This window comes from Nannocystis exedens (assembly GCF_002343915.1).
Classification (GTDB): domain Bacteria; phylum Myxococcota_A; class Polyangia; order Nannocystales; family Nannocystaceae; genus Nannocystis; species Nannocystis exedens.
Window position 1 is genome coordinate 7,218,768 of record NZ_NETK01000001.1, and the last position, 21,611, is coordinate 7,240,378.

At 72.5% G+C, this 21,611-nt stretch carries 18 protein-coding genes; 14 read left to right on the forward strand and 4 right to left on the reverse strand.

The genetic code is table 11. The features are described 5' to 3' along the window. Window positions 1-3: 3 nt before the first annotated feature. The 7 genes from NAEX_RS28415 to NAEX_RS28445 all read left to right on the forward strand — a co-directional run bounded on the left by NAEX_RS28415 (window position 4) and on the right by NAEX_RS28445 (window position 10,852). The gene (locus NAEX_RS28415; protein ID WP_211302489.1) at window positions 4-3,036 is read left to right on the forward strand and encodes a DUF5682 family protein; all 3,033 of its coding nucleotides are present in this window, start codon (window positions 4-6) and stop codon (window positions 3,034-3,036) included. Between the two features lie 159 nt (window positions 3,037-3,195). Beyond that, complete coding sequence (locus tag NAEX_RS28420; RefSeq protein WP_096330617.1) at window positions 3,196-3,435, forward strand: hypothetical protein; 240 nt, start codon at window positions 3,196-3,198, stop codon at window positions 3,433-3,435. A gap of 273 nt (window positions 3,436-3,708) precedes the next feature. Next, the gene (locus NAEX_RS28425) at window positions 3,709-4,962 is read left to right on the forward strand and encodes a carbohydrate-binding family 9-like protein (RefSeq protein WP_096330618.1); all 1,254 of its coding nucleotides are present in this window, start codon (window positions 3,709-3,711) and stop codon (window positions 4,960-4,962) included. A gap of 126 nt (window positions 4,963-5,088) precedes the next feature. Further along, window positions 5,089-6,687, forward strand: a complete 1,599-nt coding sequence (locus tag NAEX_RS28430; RefSeq protein ID WP_170136078.1) for a CAP domain-containing protein — start codon at window positions 5,089-5,091, stop codon at window positions 6,685-6,687. After that, window positions 6,688-7,146 (forward strand): putative ABC transporter permease, encoded by a 459-nt coding sequence (locus tag NAEX_RS28435; RefSeq protein ID WP_096330620.1) that lies wholly within the window; start codon window positions 6,688-6,690, stop codon window positions 7,144-7,146. A gap of 258 nt (window positions 7,147-7,404) precedes the next feature. Then, a complete protein-coding gene (locus NAEX_RS28440; RefSeq protein ID WP_096330621.1) occupies window positions 7,405-8,208 on the forward strand; it encodes a phenylalanine 4-monooxygenase in 804 nt (267 codons plus the stop codon). A 1,240-nt stretch (window positions 8,209-9,448) separates the two neighbouring features. Further along, the gene (locus tag NAEX_RS28445; protein WP_143140354.1) at window positions 9,449-10,852 is read left to right on the forward strand and encodes a COG1361 family protein; all 1,404 of its coding nucleotides are present in this window, start codon (window positions 9,449-9,451) and stop codon (window positions 10,850-10,852) included. 186 nt (window positions 10,853-11,038) lie between these two features. On the opposite strand, the gene NAEX_RS28450 is transcribed toward NAEX_RS28445, so the two are convergent. Genes NAEX_RS28450 through NAEX_RS28465 form a run of 4 tightly spaced genes read right to left on the reverse strand, consistent with a single transcriptional unit; the run spans window position 11,039 to window position 15,542 of the window. Further along, window positions 11,039-12,187 carry a hypothetical protein gene (locus NAEX_RS28450; protein ID WP_096330623.1) on the reverse strand — a complete coding sequence of 383 codons (1,149 nt, stop codon included), beginning with the start codon at window positions 12,185-12,187 and terminating at the stop codon, window positions 11,039-11,041. Beyond that, window positions 12,187-13,323, reverse strand: coding sequence for an NHL domain-containing protein (locus tag NAEX_RS28455; protein ID WP_096330624.1), 1,137 nt, complete (start codon window positions 13,321-13,323; stop codon window positions 12,187-12,189). Before NAEX_RS28455 ends, NAEX_RS28450 begins: the two co-directional genes overlap by 1 nt. Before the next feature lie 23 nt (window positions 13,324-13,346). Further along, window positions 13,347-14,519 carry an SMP-30/gluconolactonase/LRE family protein gene (locus tag NAEX_RS28460; protein ID WP_096330625.1) on the reverse strand — a complete coding sequence of 391 codons (1,173 nt, stop codon included), beginning with the start codon at window positions 14,517-14,519 and terminating at the stop codon, window positions 13,347-13,349. Window positions 14,520-14,561: 42 nt separating this feature from the next. Beyond that, window positions 14,562-15,542 (reverse strand): hypothetical protein, encoded by a 981-nt coding sequence (locus tag NAEX_RS28465; protein ID WP_143140355.1) that lies wholly within the window; start codon window positions 15,540-15,542, stop codon window positions 14,562-14,564. Between the two features lie 87 nt (window positions 15,543-15,629). Between NAEX_RS28465 and NAEX_RS28470 the strand changes: the two genes are divergently transcribed. From NAEX_RS28470 to NAEX_RS28495, 7 genes are all read left to right on the forward strand, one after another. Further along, window positions 15,630-16,943 carry a sensor histidine kinase gene (locus tag NAEX_RS28470; RefSeq protein ID WP_096330627.1) on the forward strand — a complete coding sequence of 438 codons (1,314 nt, stop codon included), beginning with the start codon at window positions 15,630-15,632 and terminating at the stop codon, window positions 16,941-16,943. A 66-nt stretch (window positions 16,944-17,009) separates the two neighbouring features. After that, a complete protein-coding gene (locus NAEX_RS28475; RefSeq protein ID WP_096333760.1) occupies window positions 17,010-17,579 on the forward strand; it encodes a response regulator transcription factor in 570 nt (189 codons plus the stop codon). Window positions 17,580-17,612: 33 nt separating this feature from the next. Beyond that, window positions 17,613-18,158, forward strand: coding sequence for an RNA 2',3'-cyclic phosphodiesterase (gene thpR / locus NAEX_RS28480; protein WP_096330628.1), 546 nt, complete (start codon window positions 17,613-17,615; stop codon window positions 18,156-18,158). 6 nt (window positions 18,159-18,164) lie between these two features. Further along, window positions 18,165-19,127 (forward strand): ABC transporter permease, encoded by a 963-nt coding sequence (locus tag NAEX_RS28485; RefSeq protein ID WP_096330629.1) that lies wholly within the window; start codon window positions 18,165-18,167, stop codon window positions 19,125-19,127. Between the two features lie 206 nt (window positions 19,128-19,333). After that, complete coding sequence (locus NAEX_RS53935) at window positions 19,334-20,158, forward strand: ABC transporter permease subunit (RefSeq protein WP_275937643.1); 825 nt, start codon at window positions 19,334-19,336, stop codon at window positions 20,156-20,158. 144 nt (window positions 20,159-20,302) lie between these two features. Next, window positions 20,303-20,458 (forward strand): hypothetical protein, encoded by a 156-nt coding sequence (locus tag NAEX_RS50835; RefSeq protein ID WP_170136080.1) that lies wholly within the window; start codon window positions 20,303-20,305, stop codon window positions 20,456-20,458. A gap of 39 nt (window positions 20,459-20,497) precedes the next feature. Further along, window positions 20,498-21,601, forward strand: a complete 1,104-nt coding sequence (locus NAEX_RS28495) for an LBF_2804 family protein (RefSeq protein WP_096330631.1) — start codon at window positions 20,498-20,500, stop codon at window positions 21,599-21,601. Window positions 21,602-21,611: the final 10 nt, after the last annotated feature.

The following is a 21,611-nucleotide window of genomic DNA, read 5'->3' on the forward strand; positions in this document are numbered from 1 at the left end:
AAGGTGAACTCGATCCTCGACCCAGCCCTCCTCGACCCGGCGCTGCAGGCCCTGCGCTCGCAGCTCGAAGCGGCGGCGGCGGCGTTCGCCGGCGACTCGGCCCACCTCGGGGCGCTGCTGCGCGCGATGATCGAGGACGTCCAGCGCGCCACCGCCGAGCCGGTCGAGGTGTTCCCGGTCAAGCACCACTCGCCGGCGTCGGCGCTGCACATGCTGCGCCGGCTGCGGGCGCGCGCGCCGAAGGTCATCTACATGGAGGGCTGCGAGGACCTGAACGCCGCGCTGGCCGGGCTGCACCACTGCCGCTTCCCGGTCGCGCTGCAGGCGTTCGCCCCGGAGGCGCCGGCGTTCCCGGCCGACTGGACGCCGCTCAACGTGGTGCTGCCATTGACGGAGTTCTCGGCCGAGTACCAGGCGATCGCGTACTGCCTGCAGAACCCGGGCACGAAGCTGGTGTTCGTCGACCGCTCGGTCGACCACGTGTTCCAGTGGATGCCGAAGGGCGGGCCGCCGCCGGGCGAGGACAGCGGCGAGGCCGACGACGGCGGCGACGAGCCCGAAGCGGAGGAAGCGGCCGGCGAGGGCGAGGGCGAGGGCGCGTCGACCGGCAACACCGGCAACCTGCACGGCGGCGCGGTCGGCCTGCAGATCGGCGACATGCAGCCGACCTTCGGCGACTTCCTCGACGTGCTGCTGCGCAACGCGAAGGTGCGCCACTACAGCGAGTGGTGGACGCAGTACGTCGAGGGACCGACGCTGTCCTGTGATTACGGGACGTATCGGCAGGTGTTCTTCCTGGTCGGCTCGCTGCTGCGGCGGATCGGGATCACCGAGAAGGACCGCGTCGCCGACGGCGAGCGCGAGCGCTACATGTGGACGCGGATCCGCGAGCACATGCAGGCGCACAAGGTCGACCCGCGCGAGGCGATGTACGTGTGCGGGGCGATCCACGCGGTCTCGCCGATCCCCGAGTTCGGCTCGAAGGGCGCGGCCTGGACGGTGCCGCCGAAGACGCCGACGCAGTGGTTCTACGGCGTGGTGCCCTCGAGCTACGCGGCGATCGAGCGCCAGTTCAGCCTGCCGGCCGGCGAGATCTCGATCGCGCAGTCGATGTGGGACAAGGGGCTGCAGGCGCTCGAGCTCAAGCCATTTAAGATCGAGGCCGAGAAGAAGACCGAGGCCGAGGGCAAGCCGACGGTGCGCAAGAAGGCCGCGGCTCCGGGCGCTCCGGCGGCGCCGGTCGAAGCAGTTCCTGCGGCGGTCAGTGGTTCGGGCTTGCGCGAGTTCTTGACCCGGCCGCCGACGTTCGTCGCCGCCGACGACGAGCAGCTGATGCGCTGGTGCGTCGACATCGTCCGCCTGGCGCGCAAGCACGGCTACAACGCGTCGACGGCCGACACGATCGCGATCCTCCACACCGCGACGCTGCTGGCGCGGCTGCGCGACCGGCCGCACCCGTCGCCGTACGACTTCCAGGACGCGGCCGTGACGTGCCTCGAGAAGGATCGCGTGCCGGGCCGTCGCGACGTGCGGCGGCTGTGCCAGATCTTGCTCGGCGGCGACCGCCTCGGCCGCGTCGGCTACGAGTCGCTGCCGCCGCTGGCGCAGGACGTGTACGACCGCCTGGCGGTGCTCGGCGTCAACCTCAAGTCGAGCCGCATCGAGCGGGCGCTGCTCGACATCCAGGGCCGGCCGGAGTTACTGCCGGCGTCGGACCTGCTGTGGCGGCTGCGCTACCTCGGCGCGGGCGTGCGGCCGATCATGGGCGAGCGCACGCTCGGTCACAAGCCGAAGCAGGAGTCGTGGGACATCGAGATCGGCAAGCACCAGGGCTCGCTGATCCAGCTCGGCTACGAGGGGCTGACGATCGAGCAGGTGCTCGAGAAGCGGCTCAAGGCCAAGGCGTTCGAGGCGACGTCGCGGGCCGCGAAGGCGCTCGAGGCGGCCGAGGACAGCGTGCTGTATCTGCGCAGCGGGCGACTGACGCGCGAGCTGGGGCTGCGCGCGACGGAGCTGCTGCGCGCGGAGCTCGGAGGCAACGACGCGCCGGAGATCTTCCAGCGCGTGCGCGGGCTGGTCCACTACTACCGCACGCTGGGGATGCCGGACTGGATCAAGGACTTCGTGTCCACCGGCTACCGACACTACGCGACGCTGCTGCCGACGGCGTTCACCGATCGCGGGACGGCGCCGCGCCAGCTCGCGGCGATGCTGGCGTTCATCTTCACGCAGGAGGCGCTGGCGTTCTCGATGGGCTGCGAGCGCAGCCAGCTGCTGATCGCGGTGGCGCAGGCGGAGCCCGAGGACCCGCCGAAGATCGCGCTGCGCTGGGCGGCGCAGTGGATCCTCGGCCAGCGCAGCGAGGACGAGATCCGCGCCGACTTCCAGCACCTGCTGCACAGCCCGCTGCTGCTGCCGGCCTTCCCGGAGTACATGGCGGGCTTCCTGCTCGCGCTCGAGTTCACCCCGCGGATCTCCCGGCTCGCCGTCGAGTTCCTCAGCCGCGCGTTCGCGGCCCTGCCCGACGAGGTGCTGGTGCCGTGGCTGCCCAAGCTGGTGGTGACGCTGCGGCCGCTCGGCCCGGGGGTGATGCAGACGCTGGTCAAGGAGGCGGGCCTGGCGTTCCCGCGCGAGCTGAGCAAGCTGCCGGCGTGGGAATTCTCGTGGGACCGCAGCGTGCCGGTGGCACCTCCGCCTGTCCCGAAGGCCAGGAACGAAGCGAAGCCGGCCGCGAAGGCGACCCGCGCGGCGCCGGCCGCCCAGCGCACGCCGGGCGAGCTGGCGGTGGCGACGCTGCTGCGCGCCGAGCCGGCCTCGCTCGACGCGCTCGCGGGGCTGCTCGGGGTGCCGGCGACGTGGGCACCGCTGGCGTCCGAGGCGAGCGCGGCGACGAGCGAGGCCGAGTCGGTCGAGGGCGAGGCGACGGAGGTGGCAGCAGCAGCGGCGAGCGCGGTCGACACGCCGCTCTCGCAACTGCTGGCGGCGCACCCGGAGGCGCTGCAGGCCCTCGCCGCGCGCGTGCAGGCGCTCGCGTGAGCCCGGCTGCCGGTCCTGACGCGCGGCCTGAAGTTCTGCCCGCCGCAGCTCGGGGCGCTGCGGTTCGCCGGCGGCTGGGCCCGGCCCGCCGACGAGGCGCTGGAGCTGCAGTTCCGCGGCGGGCGCTGCGTCGGTCTTCGCGGACATGTCCCGGCGGACATGGACTGCGCGGCGGTCGCGGGTTGGCTCGGCTACGACGCGGCGACCTTCCCGCTGCGCCGCGCCGACCGTTGCGAGTGGCCGGGGATCAGCCTCAAGCACCGCCTCGCCGAGGGCGTGGCCGGCAGCTACGTCCGGCCACCCGCGAGTACACGCTCGCGCTGCGGCGATGACGGCGAGGCAGCCGATCGGGCGAGACGGACGGCGCGGCGGCTCGAGTGCGGCCGCAAGATGTCCTGAAGGACATGCGCAGCGCCGAACCGAGCCGAGCGGCGACGGCCATGGAGAGGTGGCCGTCGGCCGAGCTGTCCTCGCGGACAGGTCAGCCGCGCCGCGACGGACGCGCCGGGCGCCCTGAGCGCCCGCAGAGCTCCCGATTCACGGGCTGCGCTGCCGGTTTCTGCCGGGTCTGCAGCGGCTCGTGCGGCCATTGCGCGAGATCGCGCCCCGATCCCGGCGCGTTCGCGGCGGTCGCCTTGCCAAGGCGAATCCGGTGTGGTCTCGTCAGCGCGGATGCGCCTGACGGGCCTCGCGGCGAGCTGTCTCTTCGGACATCTCGTCGCGGCGTCGAGCTGCGGCGGCGATCCGCGCGGGCCGGCCGAGCGGGCCGAGCCGCCGGTCGAGCCGGTGCTGCGCGCGGCCGACTTCGCCGACCCGCAGGGCGGGCAGCGCTTCGACGGCGAGGTCAAGTTCGCCGGCGGGGCGACGATCGGGGCGCGGCAGATCACGCCGGCCGATCCGCGCGCGGGCGAAGCGATCAAGGTCCGCTTCACGGCCGCGGGCATCGGCGCCGGCGCGCGGCTGCGGGTCGGCCTGCGGGCGCCGCAGATCGCCGGTCTTCAGGAAGCGCGCGGTCAGACCAGCGTGCCGAGAGGACCCATCGATGACCCGCGCGACCGCTTCGTCGAGCTCGCGGGGCCGGTCGAGGACGCGGAGGTCGAGCTGCCGCTGGCGTCGCCGTGGCACGCCAGCCACGCGGTGATCGTGGCCGAGCTGGTCGGCGACGTCGCGGTCGCGGGGCCGCGGCGGGCCGACGGGGTGGCGATCCTCGCGGTCGTGCGGGTGGCCGGCGAGCCGATGCAGGTCACGGCGCCGCGCGCCGGCGCGATCGCGGTCGACGGCGTGCTCGACGAGCCGGTGTGGACCGCCCAGGCCGGCGTGCCGCTGACGCTGTCGCTCGACGGCGAGCCCGACCCATCGGCCACCGCGCCGGCGCAGGCGGGCTCGCTCGGGTCGCTGGCGCCGGAGCACGGCACGCGGGTCGCGTTCGCCTGGGACGACGCCCACCTCTACGCCGCCGCCGACGTGCCCGACGACGACCTGTGGACCGAGTACGCGCAGCAGGACGACCCGCTGTACAAGCAGGAGGCGTTCGAGCTGTTCGTCGCGGCCACGAACGAGGGCCGGCGCTACCTCGAGTACCAGGTGTCGGCGCGCGGGGTCACCTTCGACGCCCGCTTCCCGCGCTACCGGGCCGGCGACGAGGCGTGGGACTCGCGCTGGCGCACGGCGGTGCAGGCGAAGGGCACCGTGAACGCGGGGCGCGACCGCGACCGCGGGTTCGTCGTCGAGGTGGCGATCCCGTGGGACGAGCTGTGCGCCGAGACCGAGCTGGCCTGCCCGCCGCGCGCGGGAATGCAGCTGCGCGTCAACGCGTTCCGGCTCGAGCGGGTCGGGCGCAAGCGGGCCGTCGGCCTGTCGCTGAGCCCGACCCGCGCGCCCGACTTCCACGCCTGGGACAACGCGGCGGTGCTGCGGCTCGAGTGAGGGGACGATGCTGAACTTGAAGACATGTGCGTTCGGACTTGTCCTCTCGAGCATGTTCGTACAGACAGGCTGCGCCGGCACGCCCGGCGGCGGCGGCAGCGGGGGCGGGGGCGGGGGGCCGGCGGCGTGCTGGCCGACGGCGCGACCACGGCCCCGCGGGTGCGCGGGATCTCCGTCACCGTCGAGGACGTGCGGCTGTCGACCGCCGCGACCCCGCGCTACGGCACGCCGGTCGAGCAGAAGCTGACCGCGGCCGAGTCGGCGCTGGTCGAGGCGATGAACGGCGCGGGCCTGCGGCACGACGCCGGGCTGTCCAAGGCCGCGCGCGAGCTGGCCCGCACCGCGCCCGACCGCACCAACGTGCCGGGGGCGCTGATCACCGGCATCACCTCGTGGGTCGGGCTGTACGACCCGCCGCCGCGGCTGGCGATCTCCGAGCTGCCGCGCGACGGGGCGCCGTGCGGCGACCAGGTCGGCCCGAGCTGCCGCGAGGCGATCGCGATGCTGGCCAAGGCCGCGCGCGAGTCGGTGCGCCAGCTGACGCGCGGGGGCGTGTACTTCGGGGCCGGGGTGTCGACGCTGCCCGACGGGACGATCCGCCTGGTGGTGGCGCTGACCGAGCGCGGGGCGGCGATCGAGCCGATGGCCAAGACACTGCCGGCGAACGGGCGCGCGGAGATCCGCGGGCGCCTGCTCGGCAAGCGGCAGAACCCGTCGTTCGAGGTGTTCGACCCGCAGGGCCGGTGGACGCCGATCCCGGCCAAGCTCGCGCGCGGCGAGTTCGTCGGCCAGTTCTCGTGCGAGCGCGGGCGCGGGGCCTACCAGGTCGAGGTCCTGGCCGAAGGGACATACGGACCGGAGGTCGTGGCCAACTTCCCGCTGTACTGCGGCGAGGACCCGCCGGGCGCGCTGCGCATCGAGGTCGAGCGGATGGACGCCGGCGTCGACGCGGCCGAGGTCGCGCGCGCCAACTTCGCCGCGCTCAACGACACCCGCGCGCGCCAGGGGCTGCCGCTGCTGCAGTGGGACAACCAGGCGGCGGCGATCGCCCAGGCGCACAGCGAGGACATGCTGCGCAGCGGGTTCGTCGGCCACACGTCGCCGAGCACCGGCGACGTCGACGACCGCTTCGGCCGCGCCGGGGTGAAGTCGGCGGTGGTGCGCGAGAACGTGGCCCGCGGCTACGGGCCGTGGGCCATCCACCAGGGGCTGATGCAGAGCCCCGGGCACCGCGTCAACATCCTCGCCACCGACGTCACCCACGTCGGCATCGGCGTGGTCATCGCCCCGCCCGAGACCGACGCCAAGGACGCGCCGCGACCGATCCTGCTGACCCAGAACTACTACTCGAAGGTCGGCGCCGACGCGCCGACGTCCGACATGCCCAAGGCCCTGCGCGACCGCGTCGACGCGCTGCGCGAGCAGAAGGGGCTGGCCGCGATCGGCTGGCACCGCGGGCTGTCGGAGGCGGCGCAGGCGTTCGCCGACGGCATCGCGTCCGGCAACGAGGGCCGCGCGACCAAGCAGTACGACGCGCTGCTGGAGCAGCACCGGTTCGCCCGCGTCGAGACCCACCGCGTGCTGGCGCCGAGCTTCGCCTCGCTCGACGGCGTCAAGCTGTGGTCCGAGCCGGTCGCGGGCGCCGTCGGGGTCGGGATCGCCAAGGTCGCGAAGGGCAAGGACGTGGGCTCGCTCGTCGTCATCATCGCCGTGGGGGCCCGCTGAGTGCTGCTGCGATTCCTCGTCTACGGGGTGATCGGCTGGGCGGCCGAGATCGTGTGGACGGCCGCGTACGAGCTGGTCACCGGCACCCGCAAGGACCCGCTCGACCCGCGCGTGCGCGTCAAGATGACGCCGCCCGAGCGGTGGAAGCTGGCCGGGCACACCTACTTGTGGATGTTCCCGCTGTACGGATTGGGCGGCCTGGCCTTCGAGCCATGTCATGAGTGGATCCGCCACTGGCCGTGGCCGCTCCGCGGCGCGCTGTGGGCCGCCGCGATCTTCGCCGTCGAATACGCGTTCGGCCGCCTGCTGCGCGCCGTGTCCGGCCGCTGCCCGTGGGACTACAGCTACGCGCGCTGGCACGTCCACGGGCTGGTGCGGCTCGATTATGCGCCGGTGTGGTTCGCGTTCGGGCTGTTCCTCGAGCGGCTCCACGACGCGCTGGCCCGCCTCGGCGCCTGAGCGGGGGGCTCGGCAGCGGCGTCCGTGCGCGGCGTCGCCGGCGCCGATTGACGGGCTCGCCGGGACGCGGCATGGTGAACTCGTGAGCCTCGCCCTCGCGCCCCGAATCGATGCCGCCCTCGTGGGTGGTTATCGCTATGGCGGCGCGCGGGCGTAGCACCTCGTCGCGCCGACGAGGGGCCGCCCGCCGAGGGCAAGCCCTTCGTCGTGTGCGGATCGGCCTGCCGCGGGAGTCCCCCCAATCCCCAGCAGGTCCGCATGTTCCACGTCGAGCTCGCTCCCGATCACCCCGGCTTCCACGACCGCTCGTACCGCGCCCGGCGCGACGACATCGCGCGGATCGCCGACAGCTACGCGGGCGACGGCGCCATCCCCGACGCGCCGTACACCGCCGCCGAACACGCGGTGTGGCGGACCGTGACGACCGCCCTGGCGCCGCTGCACCGCCGCTTCGCCGCCCGCGAGGTGCAGGCGATGCTCGGCCGGTTCCCGCTGCCGACCGGCCACGTCCCGCAGCTCGCCGGGGTGTCGTCGCGCCTGCGCGCGGCCTCGGGCATGCGCCTGCGACCGGTGGCGGGCCTGATCGCGGCCCGCGAATTCCTGGCGGCGCTGGCGGCCGACACCTTCTTGTCGACGCAGTACATCCGCCACGCCAGCCGGCCCTGGTACACGCCCGAGCCCGACGTGATCCACGAGCTGGTCGGCCACGCGGCCACGCTCGCCGACCCGCGCGTGGCCGCGCTGAACCGCCGCTTCGGCCGCGCGGCCCTCCGCGCCAGCGAGGCGGCGCTGCCGGCGATCGAGCGCGTGTACTGGTTCACGCTCGAGTTCGGCCTGGTCCGCGAAGAGGGCGAGGTGCGAGCGTTCGGCGCCGGGCTGCTGTCGTCGGTCGAGGAGATCGAGCGCGCGGTGCTGCACACGGAGCACCGCGCGTTCGATCTCGACGCGATCGCGGCGACCGAGTACTCGCCGGCCGACCTGCAGCCGCAGCTGTTCGTGGCGCCTGGCGTCGAGGACATGTTCAATAGGACATCAGCATGGCTGGACCGCTTCGCCGGGTGAGCGGCGAGCGGCTGCGGGCGCGGATGCGAGGCGGCGCACAGCCCCGGCGCCGCGCGATGTCCGCGAAGCGTTCGCTAGCGGCCGAGCGGCTCGGCCCTGACGCGCTGCGGACATTCGACCGATCGTCGGACGAGGATCCGACTGTGCCATCGAGCGCTTTTCAAACCTGCCTGCGAGGACAGGGCCGAAGATTCGCGCGGCGGCTGCCCCGCCTGTCGTACGCCGCGAGAGCGGGCCCCGAGAGCGGGACGAGACCGATCGGCGCCGGCTTCGCCGACGCCCGAGGGCTCGCCGGCCGCTCGAGCTCGTTGTCAGTTCCGCGACGTGGCGGAGCGTAATTTCGCAGGTCGAAGGCCGTCCCGGCCCGAGCCCGCAGTGCGATGGTCCGCTGCTCCTGACGGAGAGGACATGGCCTGCGAGACACGCTGCCGGTTCATCCGGGCCCGTAGTGGCCGAGATTGCGTCGCGGCGCACAATGACGGCGACGAGCGGCCAGATGCACGACGAGCCGCGCCGTTGGCTCGATCGGGGCGAGGGCGATCCGGTGGGATACAATCGCATGCCGCCGTTCCCTCGTGCTCCCCATCATCACGCTCAAGGTCTCCGGTACAACCTGAGCCATGGTTGTTCGGGTCGAGGAGCGTCGCCCGAGCCGTCGGGCTGCGATCGCCGATTCGACGGGCGCGAACGGAGAGAGGCTTGTACTGTCATGGCCTGGCCCTTGAGACATGCAATGACTTCGTCGACCTGCTCGCCGAGCGAGGAGCGCGGGGCGACTGAGGTCATTCGTCCGGCTGCTCGCGCGTCGAGCAGTAGGCCCGAGGTTTGGCGGGACCGGGCGAACTTCGCCCGTTTGGCGGGGGCCGACGTGCGCCTTGCGTCGCGCTCGTGCCTCGGCGACGACGTTGTTCGAACGGTGCTTCCTGGCACCCGGGGCCAGCGGGAGTGATTGTCTTCACTGTACAATCGCGGCAGACGAGGTAGATCCCCCTGGTACGAAAATCGAGATGACCCCTCCAAGGGTCGCTGGCGCGTGCGAGGGGGCGAGCGAATGATCGTGGCCGGGTCGGTCGAGTCGGTCCGCCGGTTCGGACCGGGCCGTGGAGGCTGATTGCGAGCAATACATCCGCGCGTGGCCCCCGATAAAGGCCGGGGTCCGCGTACACGAAGGACATGGGCGAGGAGCCCGGAGAGCAGCCCGTCCGCGAGGACGAGCATCGAAAAGAGAGAAGGTGTGATCATGAAGTTGCGCAGTTGCAAATCGAAGCACATGGTGGCGCGTGGGATGAGCATGGCGGTCCTCGCCGGAGCCGGCACGCTCCTGGGGGCTCGGCCCGCCTTCGCGGTCGACAACGGTCCGACGACTCAGCCGGCTGCCTGTATGCAGGAGGTGTTCACGTCGGAGGTGGGCGGTGGGACTTTGAACTGCACGGCCAACGACGTCCGGATCTCCTCGGCGACCTCGGTTTCGCCAGCGACCTGTGTCGCGGGCACGGAGTTCAACCTCGAGGCCACGTTCCAGACGGTCGTGACGGCGAACTCTCGCTACGACGTGGGTTTCTGGTTCAACACGGAGGGCGGCGACAGCGCCCGCGGCGACGGGTCCACGGACGAATGCTCGCTCAGCGCGCTCGAGCCCCCTCCCCCGCCCAACGGGTCCGTGCTGGACCTCGACGGCGACGCCTGCGGCGACCTCAACTCCGGCACGTACTCGTTCACCTTCACCCTCCAGAATGTCCTCTGCGAGGCGGCGCAGGGCACCAATCTCTTGCGGCTGCCGAACTGCACCAGCTGGCACAACAAGGCGGGCACGGTCTGCGACCCCAATACCGACGAGTTCGAGTTCTTCCCGGACACCAAGTCGAAGTGCGTGTGCGACGACAACTTCACGGTCCCGGTCGTGGTCGTGCCGGCGAGCCTCCTTGTCGTCAAGCGCGTGACGCCCACCGAGTTCGTCGAGCCGGGCGGTATCGCTACCTATACGGTCGAGATCACCAACGGTTCGAACACCGCGCCCGTCACCATCGACAGCATCGACGACGACCCGTACGGCGATCTCCTCGATCCTGCCAACACCGACGTCACCGACAACACCTGCCTCGCCCTCGACGGCGAGCCGCTCGGGCCGGGCGCGACCGCCAGTTGTACGTTCAAGGCGCTCGTGGATGGTGATCCCGGGGACGTGGTGACCGACACGGTGGAGGCCTGCGTGACTCAGGTCGGGGTACCGAATCCGATCTGCAACTCGGCCTCGGCGTCCGTCACCATCACCGACGAATTCGTGCCGCCGACGCTGCTCAAGAGCGTCCAGAGTTGTACGATGGACGTGACCTATCAGGTGGTGGTGCAGAACAACTCCACCAAGGACACCCTGACGGTCAACACGCTCAGCGACGACAGGTTCGGCAACATCACCGCGCCCCACGGCCCCTCGCCCGGCATCGAGCAGGTCGTGAGCACGGATTGCACGGTCCCGCGGAACGTCGCGGTGAGCGGCAGCACGACCTGCTCGTTCGTCGGCCGGATCCCCAGCGACACCTGCAGCTTCAGCCACACGAACACGGTGACGGGCGGCGTGACCGACAGCGACAACGTGCCCAGCACCCCCTCGGACTCCGCCACCATCACGGTGACGAAGCAGTAGGCGTCCGGGACGGCTTGGGGCCCCTCCGCGCCGGTCGCTGGGCCGGCGCAGGGGCGAGCGTCGAGCTTGCTGCGGACAATGGACAGCGCACGATGGGCGGGACCTGCCGCAATGGTAGGACCACGGATGGCGGCCATCGGTGAGGCGCCGCTGGCCCCGGAGCCGGAAACGGCGAGCCCGCGGGGCTCAGCGGCGACGCCGGCGGCCGCACCCGAGGAGGACCAGCAGCGCGAGCGCCGGGCCGCCGGGCGCCTTCGCGTTGCACGTGCAGCCGTCGCCCGGCGCGTCGGTCGTCGCCCCCGACGACTCGGACTCGCTCGTCGTGCCGCAATCCGGCAGGTCGTCGGCGGCCGGGTTGTCGCGGCAGAAGTCGAAGTCGTTGGGCTCGTCGCCGCCGCTGCCGGTCACGCCGGTCTGCTTGCGCATCAGCACCGTGCCCGGGGTGGGCATGTGGGCGATGGTCGTGCGGCCCTCCGGGTCCTCGACGACCAGGCGCACGTGCAGGCGGACGTCGGCGTGGGCGTCGTCGAGCACGAATTCGATGCCGAACTCGGTCGACTCGACCGGCGAGACCGGGACGAGCGTCTGCCAGTCGAGCTCGAGCCGCGGTTCGTCGGGCATCTCGGCGTACTCGAGGCGCCAGGTCGAGCCGGGCATCGCGTCGACGCACGCGGCCAGCCGGACCGGGTCGCCGTACCACACGTCGACCGCGGTGGTGAAGATCGCGGCCGCCGGCGGCGCCGCGTCGAGGTCGCCGTCGTGGACGCGGAACACCCCGCGGCGCGGCGTCCAGTCGTTGAGCGTGGGCTCGTAGGTGTACCCGGCCACGACGTAGGCGCCGGGCGCGAGCGCCGAGGTGTCCCAGTCGACGCCCGGGCGCGCGGCCTCGCAGGTGATCGGCCGGCGCTCGGCGGCGGTCGTGATCGGCCACCAGCAGTCGGCGAAGTAGGGGCTGTCCTCGACGACTTGCCCCGGCTTCAGCTCGGCCGGGTCGAAGTAGCCGGAGTCGATGTTGACCTGGACGTCGGCCAGGCTCAGCCAGTGGGGGATCGCCTCCGGCGGCGCGTCGCGGCAGAAGGCCACGAACTGGTGGGTGCGGCTGTCGGCCGGCTCGTCGGGCGACAGGCAGATGTCGACCGAGGGGATCGTGTATTCGAGGTGGACGACGGGGTCGACGCTGCGGTCGACCCGGGTCAGGCACGCCTCGCCCTTGTGCAGCACGGGCGTGCGCGGCAGGCCGACGTTGCCGGCCGAGGTCGCCTGTGCCCACGCGAGCGCCGCGAGCAGCGCGGCGCTCGGCGCTGCCCGGACGAGGATGTCCCGAAGGACAGGCATCACTCGAGGCCGACGACGCGGATCCGGTGATTGTGGGTGTCGGCGATGTAGAGCAGGCCGTCCTCCCACTCGACGCCGTACGGGCGGTCGAGCAGGGCCGCCGCGGCCCGGCCGCCGTCGCCGCCGTAGCCCGGGTTGCCGCACTGGCCGGCGATCGTGGTGATCACGCCCTCCGTGTCGACCTTGCGCACGCAGGAGTTGTCGGTGTCGGCGATGTAGAGGTTGCCGTCGGGGTCGAGGTCGATGTCGCTGGGGCGCGACAGCGAGGCCGCGAGCGCCGGGCCGCCGTCGCCGCCGAAGGTCGGGTCGCCGTTGCCCGCGTAGGTGGTGATCACGCCCTCGGGGTCGATCTTGCGGATCCGGTTGTTGCCCGAGTCGGCGAGGAAGATGTTGCCGGCGCCGTCGATCGCCAGGCGCCCGGCCGGCGGCGCCGACTGCCCGCCCGGCAGCTTGATCTGGGCCGCCGCCGCCGGACCGTCGTCGCCGCTGAAGCCGGCCATGCCGGTGCCGACGAAGGTGTCGATGACCTTGTCGACCCCGACCTTGCGGATCCGCTGGTTCGCCTGGTCGGTGATGTACATGTTGCCCGCGGCGTCGAACGCGGTGGCCACCGGGAGGTCGAGGATCGCGTCCTTGGCCGGGCCGCCGTCGCCGCCGTAGCTGCGCATGCCGTTGCCGCAGATCGTCGTCAGCGTGCCGGCCTTGGTGTCGAACTCGATGATCTTCGAGTTGTGCCAGGCGGCGATGATGAGCTTGCCGTCGGGCGAGTTGCTCAGGTGGGTCGGGTGATTGAGGTTGGTGCTCAGCGCGTCGCCGTCGGGCGCGTCGCCGAGCTCGCCGGTGCCGACCACGCGCGTCACGGTGTCGTCGGCCTCCACCGCGATGATGCGGTGGTTGTTCCAGTCGAGCACGTAGGGCCGGCCGTCGGCCGCGAAGGTGACGTCCTGGGGCAGATACAGCTGGGTGTCCTCGCGGTCGAGGCCGTCGTCGCCGAGGCCGGCCTCGCCGGTGCCGAGGAAGTTGCAGATCTTGCCGGGGCCGGGCTGGCAGCGCTCGTCGCCGCGATCGCAGGCGGGGCTCGTCGCGAGGGTCAGGGCCGCGAGCGAGAGCAGGGTGGCGGAGGTCTTGATGGACATGGCTTTAAGTTCCTGTACTTAAGTTACTTGCCAGGGACCACGGTGCGGACGCGGTGGTTGTGGCTGTCGCTGATATAGAGGGTGCCGTCGGCGTCGAAGGCGACGCCGGTCGGGCGGTTGAGGCCGGCGTCCACGGCGGGGCCGCGGTCGCCGCTGAACTCGGCGCGGCCGTTGCCGGCCACGGTGGTGATCACGCCCGACTCGACGTCGAGGGCGCGGACGCGGTGGTTGAGCTCGTCGGCGATGTAGAGGCGGCCGTCGGGGCCGAACTCGATGTCGCGCGGGTTGTTGAGCTTGGCCGCGGTGCCCGGGCCGCCGTCGCCGCCGTAGCCGGCCTCGCCGGTGCCGGCCACCGTCTCGATGGTGTCGGCGGCGAAGTCGACGCGGCGGATCGCGTGGTTGAGGGTGTCGGCGACGTAGAGCCGACCCTCGGCGTCGAGCGCCAGCGTGCCGGCCGGCGGCGGGTTGCTGCCGGGCGGGAAGTGGAACTTGGCCGCCATCGGCGCGCCGCCGTCGCCGTCGTAGCCCATCTCGCCGGAGCCGGCGACGGTGGTGAGCATCGAACCATCGGCCGACAGCAGGCGGATCCGCTGGTTGCGCTGGTCGAGCAGGTAGAGGTTGCCGTCCTCGTCGAGCACGCCGCCCGACGGCTGGTTGAGCCGCGCGTCGGGGTCGTCGACCCGGCCGCCGTCGCCCGCGTAGCCGGCCCCGCGCCCGCAGATCACGTAGGCCTTGCCGGTCTTCGGGTCGTAGCGGCGGATCTTGTGGTTGTGCCACGAGACCAGCAGCAGGGTGCCGCCCGCCTCCTCGAGCATCTGCGTCGGATGGTTGAGGTTGATGTCGGTGCCGGCCGAGCCCGGCTGCGTCAGGTCGGACAGGTCGAACGGACCGTCGCCGACGAAGTCGGTGCCCATCACCGTCTTCAGCGTGCCCTCCTCGGTCAACAGGCGGACCTGATGGTTGTTATAGTCGAGGATGTAGAACTGGCCGCCGCGGGTGATCGTGACGTCGGCCGGCCAGTAGAAGCGGGCCTCCGACAGCGGCTCGTCGTCGCCGTTGAACCCGGCCTCGCCGTCGCCGGCCCAGGTGCAGATCGTGCCGGCGGTGGTCGGGCAGGGTGGGGGACCGTCGCTGTCACATGCGGACGCGAGGGCGACGACTGCGAGGAGCGAGAGGAGGGGTTGGCTGCGTGTCATCTGGGACTACCGATGCGTGGGCTAAGAGGCTGGTGTAAGCGTTCACTGCGGGAGCGGGGAGCCGTAATGGGTGAGCAGTCCGTCGCTCAGGTTGCCGGTATAGATCCGGCCCCCCACTGCCCAGATCCCTTCGGCGGGATCGACGTAGACGGCATGGTACTCCAGCGGCGTGGTCGGAGCAGCTTCGATCGCGGTCCAAACACCGTCATCCCCGCGCTCCCAGACCGCACCCTCGAGCCCGACCGCGACCGTGGCGGATCCGCTCGCGTAGATCCCCGCGAGCTGCGGGACCTCCCCCTTGGGCGTGACGTCGCGGGCGCCGTCGTCGCGGAGCTCGACGATGTAGCCCGAGACCGCACCCCCGACGGCGAACACGTCGCCGGCGGCGCCGTGAACGGTGAACAGCGGCCGATCGGACGGGAGCTCGACGCGGCTCCAGGTGCCTTTCTTGTAGTGGAGGGCGACCCCGCCGTAGCCGACGAACCACAGGTCGTCGGCACGCCATCCCCAGATCTTGAAACAGGCGAAGCCTTCCATCAGCTCGGGGGTGAGGTCCGCCGGCGCAGCCCAGGCAGCGCCGTCATAGCGCCAGATCACGCCGGCGGTGTTCTGCTCGTCGCTGCCGCACGCCCATACGTCGTCCTCGGCCAGCGGGAACACGCCGTAGAGGCGCTCGGGAGAGGGGGCCGTCCATGACTCGAAGGACATGTCGCGTCGGTCATATCGGAGGATCCGCCCGCCGTCGCCCGACATCCACACGCCGTCGTCCAGGCCGCTGACCCACCAGAGGTGCCCGGGGCCGCCGGCGTCGAGCTCCGTCCAGGCGTCGCCGTCCCAGTGCTTGACGACCGGGCCGTCGCCGGCGTCGGCGCCAACCACCCAGACGTCCTCGGCGCTGCTGCCCCACACGCTCATCAGCGCCCCGGGCAGGCCCTTCTCGACGATCTCCCAGGTGCCTTGGGCGGGGGCAGGGTAAGGACAGGCGGACAAGAGAATAAGACAGGCGACGGTGACGCGACACATGGGGCGACGGTAGCACACCGGCGCGACCGGCGGTCGCAAGCCCGCGCGCGTCCGACCACGGCGCGACTTTTGTGGCATGGTCGCGCGATGCAACGGCTCACGAGCTCGGTCCAGATCACGCTGCGGCTGTTCGTGGTGGCCCGCTGGGTGATGCTCGGGCTCATCGCGCTCGGCTGGACGCTGCAGGCGGTCCGGCCGACGCTGTTCCGCCAGATCGTGTCGTGGTTCCCGCCGCCGCCGGAGCCGATCGGGACCAGCATCGTCGTCGTGCTGATGGCGGTCGCCAACTTGTGGGTGTCGCGCCGCGTGCTGGCCCGCGGGCGGGCGACGATGTCCCTCGCGGGCACGCACCTGCTGCTCGACACCGCGGCGCTGACGGCCCTGCTGGCGCTGTCCGGCGGGGTCTCCAACGCGTTCACGAGCATGTACTTCGTGCCGATGACGCTGGCGATCCAGCTGTCGCCGGGCTGGGCGTGGGCGATCGGCGGGGCGTGCCTGCTCGGGTTCGCCAGCCTGTTCGTGCTCGGCCCGGCGCCCGTGGGCCCGCCCGGCCACGAGGAGCACTTCCTCGGCCACATCCGCGGCATGTGGGTGGCGTTCGGCATCTCGGCCGCGTTCGTGATCTACTTCGTGCACCGGATCGCGCTGTCGCTGGCGCGTCAGCGCGCCGAGCTCGAGCGGCTGCGCATGACGGCCCAGCAGGACCGCCAGCTGGCCGCGCTCGGCACCCTGGCGGCCGGCGCCGCCCACGAGCTCGGCTCGCCGCTGGCGACCATCGGCGTGCTGGTGGCCGACCTGCCGCTGATGGAGCCGCGCGAGCAGAGCGAGGCGATGCAGACGATCCGGCACGAGCTGGCCCGCTGCAAGCACATCCTGCAGCAGATGTCGTCGCCCGAGCTGCGCGTCGGCAGCCTGGCCGCCTCGGCCGAGGCGTGGCCGCTGGCCGAGCTCGGCGAGGCGCTGCGCTCGCTCGGCAGCGAGGTGACGATCGCGATGTCGGCGGCCGGGGCGGCGGCGACGACGACGCAGCCGCAAGAAGTGGTGCTGCAGATCGTGCGCGCGGTGGGCACCAACGCGATCGACGCCTGCCGCGCCAAGCCGGGCAGCACCGGCGTGCGGGTGACGATCGACGTGGCCGCGGACCACGCGCTGCTGCGGGTGCGCGACGACGGGGTGGGCATGCCGCCCGAGGCCGTGGCGGCCGCGTTCGACCCGTTCTTCTCGACCAAGCCGGAGGGCAAGGGGATGGGCCTGGGCCTGTTCCTGGCGCGGGCCCACCTGCGCAAGCTGGGCGGGACGATCGAGCTCGAGTCGGAGCACGGCCGCGGGACCACGACGACCGTCCGCTTCCCGCTGCGCGAGGCCCTGCGCGAGGGTGCGACCGACGGTCGCGGCGGTTGAGGCCGCGCGCCCGCAGACTTGCCGCGACGTCACCGGCGAGGGATGCTTGCGGCGGAGGAGCGCGGGATGCCGGAGGCAGAAGACAGCCACAGCACGGTGCTCGTGGTCGACGACGACAAGCCGTTCTGCGCCGCCCTGGCGGGCTCGCTGCGCCGCCGCGGCTGCGCGGCCATCGTCGCCCACAACTTCGACGACGCGATGGCCGAGGCGGAGGCGTGGGCGCCGGACCGCGCGGTGGTCGACCTGCGCATGCCCGGCCGTGGCGGCCTCGAGCTGGTGGCGGCGCTGCGCAAGCTCGACCCGACCATGGCGATCGTCGTGCTGACGGGGTTCGGCAGCATCGCCTCGGCGATCGAGGCGATCAAGCTGGGGGCGACGTACTACCTGACCAAGCCGGCCGAGCCCGACGAGATTTTGCGGGCGTTCGAGCGCGTCGAGCCGACCATCGTCGAACCGCCGAGCCCGCACGCGGCCAAGCCGCTCGACGAGCTCGAGTGGGAGCACCTCCAGCAAGTGCTCACCGACTGCAACGGGAACGTGTCGGAGGCCGCGCGCCGGCTGGGGATGCACCGCCGCAGCCTGCAGCGCAAGCTGGCCCGCGGGCGGCCGACGCACGAGCCGCCGGAAGCGCCGTGAGCGCGGCGCGGCGGTTCGCGCTATAGTCGCCGGGTGCCGCGCCTGTTCATCGGGATCGATCTGCCGGAGGGGGTCGACGACCACCTCGAGATGATGTGTTACGGCCTGCCCGAGGCCCGCTGGGAGGGCGCCGACAAGTTCCACCTGACGCTGCGCTTCATCGGCGAGGTCGACGGCCGGGTCCACCGCGAGATCGTCGACGCGCTGCAGGAGCTCGACAGCCCGTCGTTCATGCTCGGCCTCAAGGGCATGGGCGTGTTCCCGCCGCGCGGCGTGCCGACGTCGGTGTGGGCCGGGCTCGCCGACCCGGGCCCGGTGATCGCGCTGCGGCAGAAGGTCGACGCCTGCCTGCGCAAGGTCCCCGACGTGCCGCCCGACCCGCGCAAGTTCACCCCGCACGTGACGATCGCCCGCGTCGGCGACTGCGAGCTCGACGACGTGATGGTCTACCTCACCGAGCACGCGCTGATGCGCACCGAGCTGTTCCCGGTCGAGCGCGTGCTGCTGTTCTCGAGCACGAAGACGCACCGCGGCTCGGCCTACCGCATCGAGGCCGCGTTCCCGCTGCGACCGGTCTGAAGGGCCATGTCGTCGCCGCGCCCGTCCATCCCCTGGCCGGCCGTGCTGCGGCGCCTGGTGGTCGCGGCGGCCTCGCTGGCGCTGGTGGCGGCGCTGGTGTTCGCGACCTTCGAGTGGCTGGCCGACCCGGCCGCGCTCCGCCTCGGCCGCGGCGCCAGCCTGGAGGCGCGCGAGGCGCTGCGCGCGGCGATGGGGCTCGACCGGGCCGTCGGGACACGTCTCCTGGAACAGGTCGCGAGCGCCATGACGTTCGACTTCGGGGCGAGCCACGTGCGCGGCGGGCCGGCCGGGCCGCTGATGCTGCAGGCGCTGGGGCCGACGCTGGCCTACGCGCTGCCCGGCTGGCTGCTCGGGACGATCGCGGCGGTGCTCGGCGGGCTGGCGGCGGCGCGCCGGCGAATCGTCGACCAGGCGCTGCTCGGGCTGTCGACGGCGGTGATCAGCACGTCGAGCGTGATCGTGGTGGTGCTGGCCCAGCACGTGCTGGCCCACCGCCTCGGCTGGTTCCCGGTGCTCGGTTGGCCGCTCGCGGGCGGCGGCGCGAGCCCGCTGGCCTACGTGGCGCTGCCGGCGCTGGTGTGGGCGCTGCTGCAGTGGGGGCCCGACGTGCGCCACTACCGGGCGGTGTTCGAGCGCGAGCTGGCAGCGCCGCACCTCGACGGCCTGCGCGCGCGAGGCGTGCCGGAGCGGCAGATCGAGCGGCACGTCCTGCGGGCCGCGGTGGGGCCGATCGTGGCGCGCGTCGGCCAGCGGCTCGCGCACGTGGTGGTCGGCAGCGTGGTGATCGAGGAGCTGTTCAACATCCCCGGGCTCGGCGCGCTGCTGGTCGCGGCGATCCACGAGGCCGACGCGGCGCTGGTGCAGGCGATCGCGGTCGCGACCGCGGCGGTGACGATCGCCGGCCAGGCGCTGTGCGACGCGGTGGTCTGGTTGGTCGACCCGCGGGTCCGCCGGGGGGATGTGGCGTGACGAGCGGGGGCGAGCGGCGGCGCATCGTATGGCTTTCCGCGGGTCCGCAGGAGGGGCGTGGCGTGACGAGCGGGGCGGCGGGCGGGCGTCGCATCGCCTGTCCTGGGGGACATGTGATGAGATTGCGGGGGGCCGTCTCGTGGCAGGCGTGGGGGCGGTCGGGGGACGTCGCATGATGATGTTCTCACAGACATGTCTGGAGGGACATGTCGGGGACGACGGAGGGGGCGCGTGACGCCGGCGCTGGGACGCGCCGGCCGGGTGGCGCTGCTCGGGCTCGGCGGCTTCGCGGTGCTGGCCCTGGGGGCGGCCGCGGGGCTGTGGGCGCAGGCCTGGGACGTGCCGGTGGGGCGGCCGTACATGTCTCCCGGGACAGGTACGTGGTTCGGGACCGACGCGCTCGGCTACGATTTGTTCGCCCAGGCGGTGCAAGGGGCGCGGGTGTCCCTGGTCGCGGGGGCCGGCGGCGCGGCGGGTGCGGTGGCGGTCGGCGGGGCGCTGGGGCCTGGGCGGGGTTGCGCGGCGGGTGGACCGATCGGCTGCTCTCGGGGGCCACCGACGCGTTCGCGGCGGTTCCGCCGGTGGTCGCGTTGCTGGCGATCGCCCTGGCTCTCGGGCCAGGTGTGTCGACGGTGGTGGTGGCGATCGCGGCGACCCAGTGGACGGGGGTGTTCCGGGCCGCCCGCGCGGAGGGCCAGCGGCTGCGCGTCGCCGACTACTACCGCGCGGCCCAGGCGATGGGCGCCGGCACGCTGCATCAGATCGGCTGGCACGTGGTCCCGGCGTTGCGGCCGGTGCTGCTGTCGGCGCTGGTGGTGCTGTTCGCCCACGCGGTCAAGGTCGAGGCGCTGCTGGCGTACCTCGGCGCGAGCGCGCCCGAGCTGCCGAGCTGGGGGAAGCTGCTGGCGCGCAGCGGCAGCGAGCTGGCGCGCGGGATCTGGTGGCCGACGCTGGCCGCGAGCGCGCCGCTGGCCCTGCTGGTGCTGTGCGCCCAGGTGCTCGCGGACAGGTCGGGACGACGCCGCGAGTGAGGGGCGCGCCGGCGAACCTGGTCTTGGGGTCACGTGGTGGGCTCCCGGACATTTGCGGAGCCGCCCGAGCGGCCCGGATGAACCTGGTCTTCGAGTCATGTGCGGGCGCTTGTCGCGGCGAGCGGGGCGTGCGGCCCTGCCCGGGTGACGACTTTGGTCGAGGCCAACCCGGCCTGGGCCTCCGGACTGTGCGGCGCCGACCCGGCCGAGGTGCTCGCGGTGCTGCGCGGTTGCGTGGGGGCCGGCGAGCCGGGCGAGGCTGCGCCGTGGCTGCGGCCGTGCGCGAGCGTGACGCCGTAGCGAACCGCTGCCGCGCCGTGATAGTGGAAGGCGGACGTCATGAGCGCGCTGTTCCGCCGATTCTTCGACCGCCTGCCGGTGCGCACGATCCCGAACGACGGCCAGCTGCACCTGCTCACCGACGCGGAGCTCGGCGCCGTTCGGCGCACCCATCGCGTCGCCGTGGCCAGCGCGGCGGCGATGAGCGTGGTCGGCTTCCTCCTGTACTTCATGCCGGTGTACAGCGCGCCCGAGCTGTTCCCCTCGGTCACGGTGTCGCTGTTCGGCAGCGAGGTCGCGCTGCCGTGGGCAGAGACGCTGTGGGGCTTGCTCCTCATGGTGATCGAGATCTACGCGCTGGTGCTGCTCAACCTGTGGGGCGTCCACGAGATCGCCGCGGCGACCGGGTTGCTCGGGCCGCACAACAAGGCCGAGGTCGCGGGCACGCTGATCGACATCGGCCTCGAGAACAAGCACCGCGGGCTCCTGCAGTACGGCATCGACCCGTTCCTCGGCGTCAACCCGTGGCTGTTGTTCCTCGTCAACCTGCTGCTGCGCCTGAAGGGCTGGCTCGGCAGCAAGATCCTCCGCTACGCGGTCCAGCGGCTGCTCGGGCGCTTCGCCGTGCGCGAGGTGCTCGACTTCGCGGGGATGCCGATCTACATGGCCATCAACGCCTGGAGCACCCACTCGGTGCTGCACGAGGCCAAGGTGATCATCATGGGGCAGAAGCTGATCGAGCACCTCTGCGTGCGCCTGCCCGCCGATCTGGCGCAGCGCCCCGAGGACAAGGCGCTCCTGTACGACACGTTCCGGTTCATCGCCGTCAGCAAGCGCGACTTCCATCAGAACCACTTCGCGCTGACGAAGGCGCTCATCGAGCGCTTTGCGATCGCCGTCGAGCCGAATCAGGGCTCGCTCGAGGACTACCTGGCGCGCGTGTCCGCGGCGCCGGAGCGGCTGCGCCGCGTGACGGTGCTGCTGATCGTCATCGGGTTCTTGCTCGACGGCCAGATCTCGTGGCGCGAGCGGCGACGGATCCGCGAGCTCGCCGAGCGCGGCGTGTTCCGCTACACCGCCGGCGAGGTCCGGGCGATGTGCCGCGACTTCGTGCGCGGGGCCGGGATCGAGGCGCTGCTGACGCGTCAACTGGCGGCGGCGTGAGTCTGCATCA

Bases quoted from the DNA above. Each gene is read 5' to 3' on its own strand.
- NAEX_RS28420 (WP_096330617.1), top strand. From the start codon at position 3,196: ATGGACTGCGCGGCGGTCGCGGGTTGGCTCGGCTACGACGCGGCGACC.
- NAEX_RS28425 (WP_096330618.1), top strand. From the start codon at position 3,709: ATGCGCCTGACGGGCCTCGCGGCGAGCTGTCTCTTCGGACATCTCGTC.
- NAEX_RS28440 (WP_096330621.1), top strand. From the start codon at position 7,405: ATGTTCCACGTCGAGCTCGCTCCCGATCACCCCGGCTTCCACGACCGC.
- NAEX_RS28445 (WP_143140354.1), top strand. From the start codon at position 9,449: ATGAAGTTGCGCAGTTGCAAATCGAAGCACATGGTGGCGCGTGGGATG.
- NAEX_RS28450 (WP_096330623.1), bottom strand. From the start codon at position 12,187: ATGCCTGTCCTTCGGGACATCCTCGTCCGGGCAGCGCCGAGCGCCGCG.
- NAEX_RS28455 (WP_096330624.1), bottom strand. From the start codon at position 13,323: ATGTCCATCAAGACCTCCGCCACCCTGCTCTCGCTCGCGGCCCTGACC.
- NAEX_RS28460 (WP_096330625.1), bottom strand. From the start codon at position 14,519: ATGACACGCAGCCAACCCCTCCTCTCGCTCCTCGCAGTCGTCGCCCTC.
- NAEX_RS28465 (WP_143140355.1), bottom strand. From the start codon at position 15,542: ATGTGTCGCGTCACCGTCGCCTGTCTTATTCTCTTGTCCGCCTGTCCT.
- NAEX_RS28470 (WP_096330627.1), top strand. From the start codon at position 15,630: ATGCAACGGCTCACGAGCTCGGTCCAGATCACGCTGCGGCTGTTCGTG.
- NAEX_RS28475 (WP_096333760.1), top strand. From the start codon at position 17,010: ATGCCGGAGGCAGAAGACAGCCACAGCACGGTGCTCGTGGTCGACGAC.
- NAEX_RS28485 (WP_096330629.1), top strand. From the start codon at position 18,165: ATGTCGTCGCCGCGCCCGTCCATCCCCTGGCCGGCCGTGCTGCGGCGC.
- NAEX_RS53935 (WP_275937643.1), top strand. From the start codon at position 19,334: ATGTCGGGGACGACGGAGGGGGCGCGTGACGCCGGCGCTGGGACGCGC.
- NAEX_RS28495 (WP_096330631.1), top strand. From the start codon at position 20,498: ATGAGCGCGCTGTTCCGCCGATTCTTCGACCGCCTGCCGGTGCGCACG.